11 protein-coding genes are annotated in these 14,803 nt (G+C 40.2%); 1 reads left to right on the forward strand and 10 read right to left on the reverse strand.

The window, feature by feature from the left end:
• Window positions 1–126: 126 nt before the first annotated feature.
• The 8 genes from ACPPVU_RS18560 to ACPPVU_RS18595 all read right to left on the reverse strand — a co-directional run bounded on the left by ACPPVU_RS18560 (window position 127) and on the right by ACPPVU_RS18595 (window position 11,262).
• Window positions 127–1,557 (reverse strand): Gfo/Idh/MocA family protein, encoded by a 1,431-nt coding sequence (locus ACPPVU_RS18560; RefSeq protein WP_426668098.1) that lies wholly within the window; start codon window positions 1,555–1,557, stop codon window positions 127–129.
• A 186-nt stretch (window positions 1,558–1,743) separates the two neighbouring features.
• Entirely contained in the window at window positions 1,744–3,423 is a 1,680-nt protein-coding gene (locus ACPPVU_RS18565) for a GMC oxidoreductase (RefSeq protein ID WP_426668099.1), read from the reverse strand.
• Between the two features lie 234 nt (window positions 3,424–3,657).
• Window positions 3,658–5,373, reverse strand: coding sequence for a GMC oxidoreductase (locus ACPPVU_RS18570; RefSeq protein ID WP_426668101.1), 1,716 nt, complete (start codon window positions 5,371–5,373; stop codon window positions 3,658–3,660).
• A gap of 4 nt (window positions 5,374–5,377) precedes the next feature.
• Window positions 5,378–5,911 carry a gluconate 2-dehydrogenase subunit 3 family protein gene (locus ACPPVU_RS18575; protein ID WP_426668102.1) on the reverse strand — a complete coding sequence of 178 codons (534 nt, stop codon included), beginning with the start codon at window positions 5,909–5,911 and terminating at the stop codon, window positions 5,378–5,380.
• Between the two features lie 174 nt (window positions 5,912–6,085).
• A complete protein-coding gene (locus ACPPVU_RS18580) occupies window positions 6,086–7,000 on the reverse strand; it encodes a sugar phosphate isomerase/epimerase family protein (RefSeq protein WP_426668104.1) in 915 nt (304 codons plus the stop codon).
• A 30-nt stretch (window positions 7,001–7,030) separates the two neighbouring features.
• Window positions 7,031–8,569, reverse strand: coding sequence for a TolB family protein (locus ACPPVU_RS18585; RefSeq protein WP_426668105.1), 1,539 nt, complete (start codon window positions 8,567–8,569; stop codon window positions 7,031–7,033).
• Window positions 8,570–8,721: 152 nt separating this feature from the next.
• Entirely contained in the window at window positions 8,722–10,638 is a 1,917-nt protein-coding gene (locus tag ACPPVU_RS18590) for a tetratricopeptide repeat-containing sensor histidine kinase (protein WP_426668107.1), read from the reverse strand.
• A 57-nt stretch (window positions 10,639–10,695) separates the two neighbouring features.
• Complete coding sequence (locus tag ACPPVU_RS18595) at window positions 10,696–11,262, reverse strand: hotdog domain-containing protein (RefSeq protein ID WP_426668109.1); 567 nt, start codon at window positions 11,260–11,262, stop codon at window positions 10,696–10,698.
• Window positions 11,263–11,396: 134 nt separating this feature from the next.
• On the opposite strand from ACPPVU_RS18595, the gene ACPPVU_RS18600 reads away from it, so the two are divergent.
• Window positions 11,397–12,158, forward strand: coding sequence for a hypothetical protein (locus ACPPVU_RS18600; RefSeq protein ID WP_426668111.1), 762 nt, complete (start codon window positions 11,397–11,399; stop codon window positions 12,156–12,158).
• Between the two features lie 47 nt (window positions 12,159–12,205).
• Here ACPPVU_RS18600 and ACPPVU_RS18605 read toward each other — a convergent pair whose 3' ends face one another.
• Both ACPPVU_RS18605 and ACPPVU_RS18610 read right to left on the reverse strand, forming a co-directional pair.
• On the reverse strand, window positions 12,206–12,706 hold the full coding sequence (locus tag ACPPVU_RS18605; RefSeq protein ID WP_426668112.1) for an FKBP-type peptidyl-prolyl cis-trans isomerase: 501 nt from the start codon (window positions 12,704–12,706) through the stop codon (window positions 12,206–12,208).
• 24 nt (window positions 12,707–12,730) lie between these two features.
• Entirely contained in the window at window positions 12,731–14,752 is a 2,022-nt protein-coding gene (locus ACPPVU_RS18610; protein WP_426668114.1) for a thioredoxin domain-containing protein, read from the reverse strand.
• Window positions 14,753–14,803: the final 51 nt, after the last annotated feature.

Genomic DNA, 14,803 nt, shown 5'->3' on the forward strand with positions numbered 1-14,803 from the left:
TGATTTACTGAAATTAATGAATTACTGATTTTATAATTGGTTTGACTAATGAAAGTACTAATATAATTTAAAATTGTTACAAGGAATCATTTGCACATCTTCTCATTTGCATATTTGCGCATCCACTTATCCTTTTAAAACAAATCCATCCCTATAGTTACGTTTCACGTATTTGTTTACATCATCAAAGTTGGTCACTTTCATGGCTTGGTTATCCCATTCGTATTTAATACGGCCACCTTTCAGATCATGCCCGCGAACAGCTAAGTTAGCCATTAATAAGGCTTCAGTAAGCGGACCGGCTTTCTCGAATGATGAACTCATCTCCATTTTACCATATCCGGCTATACAACCTTCCACCCATTGTTTATAGTGGCCATTTGCACCTCCGGGTACACGGTCATATTTTTGGGGAACAGTTACTTCTTTAGAATGTGCCAAAGGCAACAATGTTGCTCCATCAGAATAAGTGCTGGCAAACATTTTTCCTTTTGTACCGATGAATAATGTTCCATTACCATCTTCACCAGGGAAACGCTCGTTCGGACCTAGTTCATCCGGTCTTTCAGGCTGGATACCACCATCCATCCAATGAAGAGTAACATCACCTTTGGTTTTATCAGTTTTAGGGAAAGTTAGTGTAATATGGCTTGATGGAGGGCAGCTTTCGGGGAAATGTCCTTGTTTAAATTCATCCACATATACGGTTCCTACGCTGGCCTGTACATTTTTCACATATTGTAAACCCAATACTCTGAAAGGGGCCTCAACCAGGTGACATCCCATATCACCCAATGCACCGGTACCATAATCCCACCATCCACGCCAGTTAAATGGCACTAATTTATCAACATAATCTTTTTGCGGAGCAGTTCCTAACCAAAGGTTCCAATCCAATTCTTTAGGAATATTTGGATTAGGTTGTGGCCATGCTATACCTTGTGGCCATACCGGACGGTTTGTCCAGCAATATACAGTGTGTACGTCGCCGATAATATCTGCATCATACCACTCAGCCATTTGGCGGGTACCATCATTTGATGCCCCCTGGTTACCCATTTGGGTTACTACTTTATATTTTTTGGCAGCTTCTGTTAATAAACGGGCCTCCCAGATATCATGGGTCATTGGTTTTTGAACGTAAACGCCCTTGCCCAATTGCATAGCCGAATATGCTATAATGGCATGATTATGATCCGGAGTTGATACTGAAACTCCATCTATATGTTTGTGCTCTTTATCCAGCAGTTCGCGCCAGTCTTTATAATATTTAGCTTTAGGGAACCTCGAAACAGTCTTTGCCGCCTGACGGTCATCCACATCACATAAAAATGCGATATCTGCTTTACCACTTTGGGCAAAATTGTAAATATCGCTTTCACCTTTACCCCCGGCACCTATACCTGCAACCTGCAGTTTATCACTTGGGGCGATAAACCCTTTGCCGCCTAAAACAAAGCGTGGAACGATCATAAAACTTGCCGCGGCAAGCGAAGTTGTTTTGATAAAATCCCGCCTGGTGGGATTTTCAGGGGTATCTTTAGGTTTTTCCGTCATTGGCGTATGTATTTATAATTATTAATTTACTGAATTAGTGATTGTTTGTCTGAACCATGATTGGCATGATTTTCCACAGTTTAATTGTTTTTAATCGTGTTCAAGAGGGCTATGCCGTTATAAGATTTTCATGATTTTAAATATTCATTCTCTAATCTTTAATCACCGGTTAACTAATCTCTAACGTTAAATATTCCCTTTCTTTAACTCTTTCACTGCATAATCTGCTGCGCGGGCTGTTAATGCCATATATGTTAATGATGGGTTTTGGCAAGCTGTTGAAGCCATTGCCGCTCCGTCGGTAACAAATACGTTTTTAGCGTCCCAAACCTGGTTCCATTCATTCAATACAGAAGTTTTTGGATCGCGGCCCATACGTGCTGTACCCATTTCGTGGATACCACGGCCAAGAACTGGTTCACTGGTAAAGGTGTGTACGTTTTTAACCCCGGCCTTTTCAAGCATTTCTTTAGCATCATTGGCCATATCGATACGCATTTTCATTTCGTTATCTTTTACTGTTGCGTCAATAGCCAATACCGGTAGTCCCCATTTATCTTTTTTGGTCTTATCAAGGAAAGCCCTGTTCTCGTGGTATGGTAATGTTTCACCGAAACCGCCGATACCCATAGTCCATTCGCCCGGTTCAGACAAGGCATCTTTAAATCCGCCGCCTATGCTCATTTCAGGGATGCTTCTGCCCCATTCTTCTCTTCCTGCACCACCCTGATATCCAAAGCCACGGATATAATCGCGTTTTTCACTATTTAAATTTCTGTATCGAGGTATATAAATACCATTGGCCCTGCGGCCGAAATAATATTTGTCATCATATCCTTCAACCACACCACCAGCACCAACACCCAAATGGTGATCCATCAGGTTATGACCAAGCTCTCCGCTGCTGCTACCCAAACCATCAGGCCAGATATCAGTCGCAGAATTCATTAATACCCAAGCCGAGTTTAAAGTTGACGCGTTTACAAAAACGATCTTTGCATAATACTCATAGGTTTTGTTGTTTTGAGCATCCAGTATCTCTACACCTTTAGCTTTTTTGGTATCCTTATCGTATAAGATCTTAGTTACGATTGACCATGGCCTAACAGTTAAATTACCGGTTGCTACTGCTGCCGGCAATGTAGATGATTGCGTACTGAAATAAGCGCCAAACGGACAACCTAACCAGCATTTATTGCGGTATTGACAGTTTGTTCTTCCGGGAAGTGGTTTAGTAATATTAGCCGTACGGCCGATAATCATATGTCTTGCATCTTTGTAAATGCTATTCATCCTGGCGGCTACGTCCTTTTCAACACAGTTCATTTCCATAGCCGGCATAAAATCGCCATCAGGTAATATGGATAAACCATCCCTGTTTCCTGATATACCTGCAAATTTTTCGGCATGGCTATACCATGGTGCTAAGTCTTTATAACGAATAGGCCAGTCAACACCAACGCCATCTTTTAAATTAGCTTCGAAATCCACATCGGCCCAACGGTAGCTTTGACGTCCCCACATTAGTGAGCGACCACCAACGTGGTATCCCCTGAACCAGTCGAAACGTTTTACTTCAACATATGGACTTTCTTTTTCATTTACCCAATAATCCAGGTTGGTCTCGTTTAATGGGTAATCCCTTTTAAGTACGGGATAGTCTTTCACCATTTGCTCGGTACGCCCCCCCCTGTGTTCAAATTCCCACGGCGCTTTACTGGCGTTCACATAATCTTTTACATGGACAATATCACGACCACGTTCAAGCATGATGGTTTTTAATCCTTTTTCCGTTAGCTCCTTTGCTGCCCAGCCACCCGAAATTCCTGAGCCAATGACGATCGCGTCATATGTATTTGTAGACATAATTCTTGTTGGTTATTTGGTTAGTCCGACTAATGTATAAAAAATAAATTTTTGTTTAATAATCCATTGTGTTTTTTTAACACAATAACAGCTTTATTGCGCCCTAAGCCTATTTTTGGGGCATTTTGTATAAATATATTTCCTTTAAATGTTGTTAAGAATTAAAGTAATTCTCATGATTTTGGATATGCACAAACAACTAATCTCTAATCACTGGTCAACCAATCTCTAATCTTAAATATTTCCTTTCTTCATTTCACTCACTGCATAGTCGGCCGCCCTTGCGGTAAATGCCATATACGTAAGTGAGGGGTTCTGACATGAAGTAGACGTCATACTTGCCCCATCCGTTACAAAAACATTATTACAAGCGTGCAATTGGTTCCACTTATTTAACATGGATGATTTAGGATCGTGCCCCATTCTTACTCCACCCATTTCGTGAATATCTAAACCTGGCGCCTGGCTATTCGTTTCAGCTTTAATATTTTTAAAACCGGCAGTTGTGAACATTTCCGTTAATTGCTCTACATAGTCCTTCCTCATCTTTTCGTCGTTATCATCGTAATCGACAGAAATTTTTAGTAGCGGTACGCCCCATGCATCTTTTTGATGAGAATCAAGTGCGACAAAATTGCTTGCTTTGGGGATAGTTTCGCCCATCATATGCGATCCTACATGCCATGGGCCGTAGTCTTTAGAAGCCAGATTTGATTTAAGGCTTTCTCCAACACCGTCCCAGCTACGTTTATGGCCTCTGTAAGCGCTTAAACCGGAAGCATAACCACGAAGAAAATTAGTTTCCTGCTTATAAACGTTCCTAAAACGCGGGATATAACCACCGCCGGCCGGATTGCGGCCATCTGTTGCCCATTCTTCAAAACCTTCAACTTCGGCACCAATGTGCGCCGAATAGTTATGAAAGGCAAAATATTTACCCAGCACGCCGCTATCATTACCTAAACCATTAGGGAAACGATGAGAGGTAGAGTTCAATAAAATAAGATTAGTATTTAATGCAGCCGCATTTACAAAAATGATGCGGGCGTAATAATCGATTGTTTCTTTGGTATTGGTATCTATTACCCGTACACCTGTTGCCTTGCCCTTTTGCTCATCATAAATAATAGATTGAACTACGGAGAACGGCCTTAAAGTAAGGTTACCTGATTTTAAAGCCCATGGTATAGTGGACGCATTAGCACTAAAATAACCACCAAACGGGCAACCGCGCTGGCAAAGCGTACGTTCCTGGCACTGTGCACGTCCCTGATCCAAATGTATTTGGTTTGGTTTGGAAAGATGTGCACATCGCGCACTGATCACATGGCGGTTTTTATAAGCTGTTTTAACATGTTTGCTAAAGTAATCCTCAACCGCATTTAGGGGAAAAGCGGGGAGAAATTCGCCATCGGGTAGTTCGGCAAGGCCATCCTTATTTCCTGATATGCCTGCGAATTTCTCAACATAACTGTACCAGGGGGCAATATCCTTATAGCGGATAGGCCAATCAACTGCGAAACCGTCGCGTGCCGGGCCTTCAAAATCAAAATCGCTCCATCGTTGGGTTTGCCTTGCCCAAAGCAGGGACTTACCGCCTACCTGGTAGCCGCGTATCCAATCGAACGGTTTATCTTGAACATATGGGTGTTCATGATCTTTCACAAAGAAGTGCATGGCATCTTCATGAAAAGCATAACAACGGTTTACTATAGGATTGGCTTCCTGTATGTCCATCGGCACTTCGCCGCGATGTTCAAATTCCCATGGGTATAAATTAGTGGTGGGATAATCCTTTAAATGTTTTACATCACGGCCGCGTTCCAGCATCAATGTTTTTAAACCTTTACCCGTCAGTTCCTTTGCTGCCCAGCCACCACTCATTCCTGAGCCAATGACAATTGCATCAAATGTCCGCTCCTTAGTGCTATCGATATTTAAATTAGCCATTATATTATGCCTTCAAATTTTTAACCGGGAAATAAGCATTATACCTACCCGGAATCAATTCATAAACCACCTCTTTAGTCAGAAAATATTTGGACTCCGTATAGCCAAATACCGTAAGGCCTTTTACAGTATTGTAAAATGAGAGCAGGTCTTTTGAATAACCATTGTCTTTCTTCTCAAAACTTTTAAGTACTTCTTCTTTTTGTTGCTTGGTGCAAGCGGCAAAGTCTTTCTTAAATAATTTTTGAGGCACGGTATTAAACTCTCTCATTCCTTTTAAGAATGTTTGCTGATCTTCCTTTTTGGTACAATCATCCATCATTTTCATGATAAAGCCATACAGATTCAGATCAGTCGCTCCCGGAGTATTGGTTTTGGGGATAACGGTTTCAGCCATATCCGTGATCAATGTTTGCTGATCAAGATCGATATCAAAATGCTTGAAGTGTGCAATGGGGTTATGTTTTGTACAAGCAGGTAATAGTACTGCACCTCCTATAACTATTGCCAGATTCCGTATTGCGGTACGCCTGTCCATATTTAAGCTTATTTAAAAATTGGTTTACGGCTCTTTTTCAAAAATTGCCGGGTACAATATAGATGTATAATTGACATTATTAAATAGAAAACAAAAAAAATCAGAAAAATCATTGATTAATTTTTCTGATTCTACGTAACTAATTAATCAGCAAGTAAGTTAGAAAAAGATTAGCTAGAAACCCCACTTTTTCATGGTTTGTAAATCAATTTTTACACAATCAAATGGATCTTTGCCTTGATAGGACTCTTGCTCAATAATAAATTGAGAGGTACCACCCGATTTTTTTGCTTCTTTTACGATTTCTTTTACCGGCATTACACCAGTGCCTAATACGGTACTATCGTAACCGTCCATGCCCTGGCCGGTAGTACTTTTTATTTCATCTTTAACGTGCATTAATTCAAAACGACCGGGGTATTTTTTCAGCAGGTCTAAAGCTATTCCGCCTGCGCCCAACATATTACCGATATCCATTTGCTGGGCAACCAGGTCAGGATCAGTATTTTTCAGGATAAAATCATACAAAGTGCTGTCTCCAACCTTCGTGCTGAATTCAAAATTATGGTTGTGATATCCAAACTTCATTCCTGATTTTTTACACAATTCGCCGCATTTGTTAAACTGATCCATAAAACGTTTTAATCCGTCCTGATCTTTACGCAGACTTTCATCCAGCCATGGGCTGATCACATAACGTTGTCCTACTTCCGCAGCATCCTCTATGGTATATTTCCATTTATCGGTAAAATCATTTTTAGAAGTATCCCAATCATGTGCAGTCATTACTGTATGGCCGCTTGGCATCTGCAGAGCCAGGTCATTTAATAGCTTTTTAAATTCCTTTGGTGTGTAACCATAAAATTTTCTGTCGATATAGTTGGCATGCTCTACATGGATGTATCCCATATCCGCCAATTTCTTGAGCGAGCCTTTAGGATCTGTATGCATGGCATCGCGTACCGAATAAAGCTGTACACCAACGCGTACTATTTTTTTGGGCGAAGCAAAAATATCATTTGACAACAAAGCTGATCCTGCTACCACCATAGCGGTATTTTTTATAAAATCTCTGCGTGAAGTATCCATTTTTATATGTTTTAGGGTGATTTTTAATTATTATTTACCTATCGGAAATATCGGAAATAAGAGATTTGAATTACTTACAAAAGCCAGGTGCTTGCTATCAGGCGCCCATGACGGCGTGTTGATAGTACCCTGACCACCATATAGATAAGCCACTACTTTTGATGGGCCGCCGCCTACCGGCATTACCCTTAAGTATACATGTTTGTAAAAAGGATGGTCGCCAGGCGATACTTCATCTTTCAAGAACGTAATATAAACTATCCATTTACCATCCGGTGATACGTGTGGGAACCAGTTGTTAAAATCATCATTGGTTAGTTGTGTTTGCTCGCTGCCATCAGCTTTCATACGCCATACCTGCATCAGTCCACTGCGTACAGAATTGAAATAGATATATTTTCCATCCGGACTATATTCAGGGCCATCATCAAGACCCTTGGCATCGGTTAAACGCACTTCCGGCCCACCACCAGACGGGATACGATAAACATCATACTCACCATTTCTGTCGCCGCAAAAAACAATATATTTACCATCGGGCGACCAGCCATGCATATAAGACGGACCGGTAGGTGTTATTTGCTTAGCCTCGCCTCCACCTATCGGCACTGTAAAACCAACTGAAGCGCCTTTTTCGCCATTACCGCTGCTTACTGCAAGCGTTTTACCATCAAATGATATAACGTGATCATTATTGTTTTTTGATGCCACACCTGTATTAATTTCTTTTGGCGTTAGCGTAGCCAGATCGAAATTGTAAAGTTTGCCATCGCGGTTGTAGATAAGAGATTTACCGTCATTTGTCCAGTTTGGTGCCTGTAATGAGTTTGGGATCTGGTAAATTACCTTACTGGTTTGATTTTCGAGGTCGAGTATTTCGATACTGCTGCCTAAATAACTTTTATAAGGAACCAGGTCTTTGCCTGCAGGAACTACGATGCGCACATTATTAAATACAGCTTTTTCACTTACGTCCGGATTATGTGAGCAAATAAACAAGCCTACGTATACATCATCTCCTAAATCCAGATCGTCCAATTTTTCGGTGACAAAGGTCTCACCCTTATGTGCGACTGACATGATATAGGTATTGCCTTTTCTTTCCAGCTGGATAACATCTGCATGTGTTAAGGTTGATTTTATTTCCTCTGTAGCACCGCTAACTGTACGTCTGAACTGCAATGAGGTCAACCCATCACCATGTACAACGGCATTAATGTGTTTTGAATTGGTATCAAGAGATGAACGTACCATCCATCCTATTTTGCGATGCATTTCAACTCCTTTACCAATAAATTCGGCATTGGCACGCAATATGAAATCGCCTTTCATTTTTTTCCATACAAAATGAAATTCATCGTGCGTACCCCAAACATTTGTACCGGAGCCTTCAAGGTGGTATTGTTGAGAAGCACTATCATAAGTGCCGCTGCCTTTATGCTTTACCGGGCCAACATCCGATTGATCATCAAATATGCCTAGAGACTTGGGTTGAGCAATTGCATTAACATTAAACAGGCTTAAACTTAAAAAAAGGCCAATAAGCCAGCGCGGTATTTTATTTTTCATCAGCAAGGTGTTTGGTTTACACTAATAATTGGTTTACTAAATTATAAATTACATTGATAAAAGCTATAGAACTTTTTCAGCAATTTCAGTAAAATAAAAAAGAGAGTACACTTTGTATCTCTCTTTTTACAATAACTGTCGTTTTTATTTTATCAGGCGTACTCTTTATTGAGCGGCAGGCTAAAGAAAAAAGTACTTCCTTTACCTGATTTTGAGCTTATCCATAGCTTTCCACCGTTAAGTTCCACTAATTCTTTACATAGCAGCAATCCTATCCCTATACCGTTCTCGCCAAGGGTACCGGGTTGTGAAAAGTGTGTATGCGGATAAAATAATTTTTCCACTTCATCAGCGCTCATCCCTTTTCCATTATCCTGAACGCTTATGATAACTCTTTTTTCCTTATAGACCGAATTGAGTTTAATACAACCTTTGCTATCAGTAAATTTTATGGCATTGCTTATCAGGTTGCGTAATACCACCTTGATGTGGTTTTCGTCAGCTACTACACCCTGTCCGGCGCTGGCCTGATTTATAAATTCGATATTTTTACGCTGCAAAGCATGGTTAAATGTTTGTTCCATCTCCACACCCAATAAAAATATATCCAGCCTTGCTAAATTAACACTCCTGCCCTTTATATGGTTACCTGCCCAATCCATCAGATTTGAAAGAGTTAACTCAGCACTTTTTACCAACGGGTTAATATCTTTCATCAGCCAGTGTATTTCGTCTGTTGAGATATAGTCTGCTTCAAACATATCCAGGATATTTCTCAAATTGGCAAGCGGTGTACGCAGGTCGTGACCTATAACTGCCAGTAGTTTATCTTTTATCTTACTTACCGACTGGAGATTGGCCGTTTGTACTTCTATCAATCGCTTATGTTCGAGTAATGCCTGATGTTTCATGATCAATTGATCATTAAGCTGTTTCTTTCGCTTATAAAAATAATAAGTCACCGAAAATATACCTATTACAGCCAACAGTGATATGGTAAGCGAAAAGATAATAATACGCTGTTCCTTCATTTTGGCTTCTATCTGCTGCGCATTTCGTTCAAATTCTGCAATATCATTTAGTCTGTTATTCAGCGCAAAATAGTCCTGTAGCAGTGCTGTGTGTCCTTTTTTATAGAACCTACTCATGCTGTCTCTTATATCTATATACTTACTTTGGTAAGCCATTGCCTGCTTCAAGTCATTTTGCTGCTCGTAGCTTTTTATTAATTCTTTGCAGGCTGATGACAGAGCATCAACAATGCCTACGCTATCGGCAAGCGCCTCTCCTTTTTTTGCATATACTATCGCTTTCCCGAAATCGTGGAGATCATTGTATATTTTGGCGTATTCAACCAGTGTTTTAGCTCGCAGTCGGTTATTTCGTATTGTCAAACTCATCCGGTATGCTGTGTCTGAGTAAGCCAATGCAGCCTTATAATTTTTTAGATTACGATAAATACCGCTTAAACGTCCATAAAGTATCGGTGTATTATTTTTGTCTTTCGCTATTTTATTCAACTGTAATGCCTCATTGGCTTCTTTAATTGCCTGTTCGTAATTTTTTTGAACCATATAAACATATGAACGCTCACTATGCACTTCCGCCAATTCTCCGGTGTTGTCACCTGCAAACTTTTCTGCTATATCGAGGTTAAGCAACGCCTTTTTATAATCACCAAGATCTGCATAAGTACGGCCTGTTATCTCATAGCAATCAGACAGCAGCAATGGCTTATCCGGCGGGAGGTACGTCAGTGCCTTATTGAGAAATACAAGGGCTACAGGATAATATGACTGCGACCAGTAAACATAGCCAATATTTAAAAAACTACGGCCGATGCCTGCTTTATATTCTATTTTTTTTGCTAAAAGGAGCGCTTTTTCAGCTATAGCACGCGCAGAATCGGGCGCACTGAGGTACATGTTGAAGGAAATATCATTAAGGTAGTCAACAGTCTTTTGTACTGCAAATGCCGTATCCCTGGGTGAAGTTGCTTGTAAAGCAGATTGGGCAAAAGTTTCCTTTTGGATCATCAGCACCAATACCAATCTGATAAAGATCTTCATTTAACTTAATCAACGTAAAAAAGGAACAAATTTGCCAACTCATTTCAAATATACAATTTACCCGGATATAATACAACGCTCATCTGCAAGCATTTGCCTGCAAAGTTCTTCGCTTTCAGGAACTTTTATTTCCTCTGCCTCCTGTTTGTAATTTTGCTTTAACTGCTTGCGGCGTCGGGCTTCAAAAAAGCGCCGTACATGATCACGGTTTTCAAGCATTAATCCCGGAACCTGCACGGGTTGATTTTGCTCATCCTTTGCCACCATGGTAAAATAACTGGTGTTAGTATGGTATATCTTATTGGTCTTAATATTTTCTGATATAACTCTTATACCCACCACCAACGAAGTTTTACCTACATAATTTACCGAAGCCATTAATGATACCAAATCCCCAACCTCAACCGGCTGTAGAAAATCAACTGTATCGATGGATGCTGTTACACAGTAATTCCCGGCATGTTTAGCAGCGCATACATAGGCCACTTTATCCATTAATGATAATAAAATACCGCCGTGTATCTTACCGCCAAAGTTGGAGTAAGAGGGTATCATCAATTCGGTGATGGTGGTTTCAGAAAAACTGACAGGCTTATAAGATGAAGTATCGGATAAGGGCGACATACTGATGAATTATTTTTGCTTTACAAGTTTAGTTAATTTTGGTTGGATTGAGTTGATTAGGTTGATTGAGTTAGATTAAGTTGATGACTAATCACAGATCATTCAACTAACCATTTTTTAAAATTTCCGCAAGGATGGCTATATTGGCCGCCACTGATATGCCTTTTAAAAAGATATTACTATTTATACTAAGCATTTTTTTTATCGTCAACTGCTTTGCGCAGGAAACCATCGAAAAAAAGAACCGGCTGAACGATAATGTTACCGAGCAATTTACTGTGCTGAAAAGTAACGAACTTATAAAAAACGGGCCTTATGAGGCGTTTTATAAACGTAAAATGCCTATTGCTATGGGTAATTATACGCAAAATAAGAAAACGGGTTTATGGCGTTTTTATAATCCACAGGGGAAATTGATGCAGATGTATAACTATGACCGGGATTCTCTCAAATATGAAGCACCAGAATACAAAAACTCTTCTGATTTTTGGTATTTTATTGACAAAGACGTAGCTGACACTGACAAGGTAACCAAACCTGTAAAAGCCGGCGGACGATATTACGGTTATCTCCCTTACCTGGGTTTATATCAAATTCCATTTAGCCCTTATCAATACAGCACAACTGGTTGTGTAGCAGTGATAGAATTGCTCATCAGTCCATTAGGCAGGTTGGCAGCGTACAAAGTTCGGACAGTTTGTGACCCATATGATTTTGATCAGACTATCAATATGGATGTTAAATTATTTAAGGAAGAAGATAAGCAGTTTATACCAGCTACTTACAATGGAGAGCCTGTGGTATCGCGAATTGTTATCAGATGCAAAGTGACACAAAGCGGCGGGCTCGATTTTCTTGGCGGGAATCAAGATCGTCAAATGCAAAACGCCGAATAATGAAGAAAAACTTCAAAATTCAGCGTTCAACATATGATATCTAAATATTAATGGTGATGGTGTCCGTCCGGACCATGCGCATGACCATGAGATAACTCTTCAGGAGTTGCAGGGCGTACATTAAGAATGTTGCCTTTAAAATGCAGATCCTGACCGGCCATCGGGTGGTTAAGATCAACTATAACAGAATCCTCGGCGATAGATACTACCTGTCCCTGGAAATGATTACCATTATTATCCTGTAAAGGCAATACACTGCCTATCTCAGGAATTTCAGTTCCTTTAAACATTTCTTTAGGCAGGTTAGCAACAGCTTCGTCATCATAATGACCATAAGCATCGTCAGCCGCAAGATGGAAATCATATTTGTCACCTGTAGAAAGGGCGCTCAGATTTTCCTCAAATTTAGGCAACATCTGCCCTGCTCCATACAAAAAAGTAAGGGGCTGCTCTTCAGTAGCGCTTTCTACTAAAGCCTCAGTGCCATCTTCCTGCTTAACATACAGGTCGTAAGTTAATGACACTACGTGTTGTGGTTCAATCTTCATTCTATCTTTTTTTTGATAAGTATTTTAATTCCAAATTTGTTTTAATGCCTCTTCGATATTTTCAGATGGTAAACCACAGGTTTTGTCCTTACAAATGAATATGCGCGTGGTAGCTGCAAACTTGTCTTGCAGCAAAGGTAAACTTCCTTTTTTACCGCCCAACATAATTTTGTTAGGGATGTACGTTTTTTCTAATTCAATCCTTTTTTGTTCAGCTTGTTCGCCGGTTATAGCAACTTCGTTTGTTCCGAATATCTCATTCAATAACAGCATACACCAGTTGGAATAAGAAGACCCATACTTTGCCATCTGCGGTGCCACATTTCGAAGAAGCTGTGCCGATATATCAAGATAGCCTTCATTATCAAACAGCAAGCCCAGTTTTTTCAGATTATTTGCCATTACCGAATTGGACGCAGGTGTCACGCTATCCATAATTTCTGATTTGCGGGCGATGAGTTGTTCGTCGTCATCTGCAGTATAAAAAAAGATGCCTTTTCCCGCATCATAATAATGTGCGATAGACTGATCGGTCAATTTTTTTGCGGTATGAAGCCATTGCTCATCAAACGTCACTTCGTACAAAGCGATGAGGGCGTCTGCAAGGTTTGCGTAATCATCCAAAAATGCACCCTTCCAACTATTGCCCGATACAGAAGTATCCTTATCGTTATATATACGGATCAACCTCCCTCCCAAACTAATCATATTGTCCATTATAAAGCCTGCATTTTGTAAAGCCAGTTCAAGATATTCAGGCTTATTAAATGCGCGGTACGCTTCACAAAGGCCTTTCAACATCAACCCGTTCCAGGAAGTCAGAATTTTATAATCTAAACCTGGTCTTACCCTTTTACTGCGTGCTTCTAAAACTTTGTCCCGGGATGGGTTTATTTTAGAAGTAAGTTCGTTTATAGTCAGCCCAAGCTTTTCTGCTAATTGCAGATCACTTTCATTCCTGAAAAACACATTGGTATTTTCTTCTTCCCAATTACCATCGTCAGTAACGTGATAATAGATGCAAAACAAGTCAGCATCTTCACCTAATATCGCTTCAATTTCATCTTTGGTAAAAGTGTAGAATTTGCCTTCTACTCCTTCACTGTCTGCATCAAGAGCAGAATAGAAACCACCATCGGGAGAAGTCAATTCGCGTTTTATAAAGTTTATCGTTTCATCAATAATTTGGAAATAAAGTGGATCATGTTGCCATACTGATGCTTCTGAATATAAACTCACCAGTTGAGCATTATCGTAAAGCATTTTCTCAAAATGTGGCACATGCCAGCGTCCATCTACCGAGTACCTTGCAAATCCGCCACCGATATGATCGTAAATCCCGCCGAAAGCCATTTTATGCAGTGTCAACTTCACTTGCTTTGCAACGCTTTCATCCTCCATTAAATGCGCATACCGCATCAGAAACTGCCAGTTATTAGGCATTGGGAATTTTGGTGATGATCCCATTCCTCCTTCTTTTTTATCAAAATAGCGTTCCCAGTTGTTTAATATATCTGTTAAGTCTTTGCGACTGTATTCAGATTGGGTTTCTATAAATTGAACCGACTCGTATTGCCTGATACCCTCTGTTAATTTTACAGCATAGTCTTCTGCTTCATCAGGTTTTTGTTTATAGAAATCAGCTAAGTTAAATAACAGGCTTACCCAATCATTTTTTCGAAAATATGTACCTCCATAAATCGGCCTCTGATCGGGCAGGCAGATACAATTTAGCGGCCAGCCGCCCCTGCCGGTCATTAACTGTATGGCACTCATGTAGATCTGGTCAACATCGGGTCGCTCTTCCCTATCCACCTTAATACATACAAAGTATTCATTCATTACCGCAGCTACCTTCTCATCCTCAAAACTTTCATGTTCCATCACATGGCACCAATGGCAGGCTGAATAGCCAATACTTACCAGGATCAGCTTATTTTCATCCCTGGCTTTTTGAAGTGCTTCCGGTCCCCAGGGGTACCAGTCAACAGGGTTATGAGCGTGTTGTAATAAATAAGGCGAAGCGGAATTAGCTAGACGATTCATAGATAAAAAAATAGTACGCGAAGTTGCATATTCAATCTAAGAATTTTGTAA

The organism is Mucilaginibacter sp. McL0603 (assembly GCF_049992945.1).
GTDB lineage: Bacteria > Bacteroidota > Bacteroidia > Sphingobacteriales > Sphingobacteriaceae > Mucilaginibacter.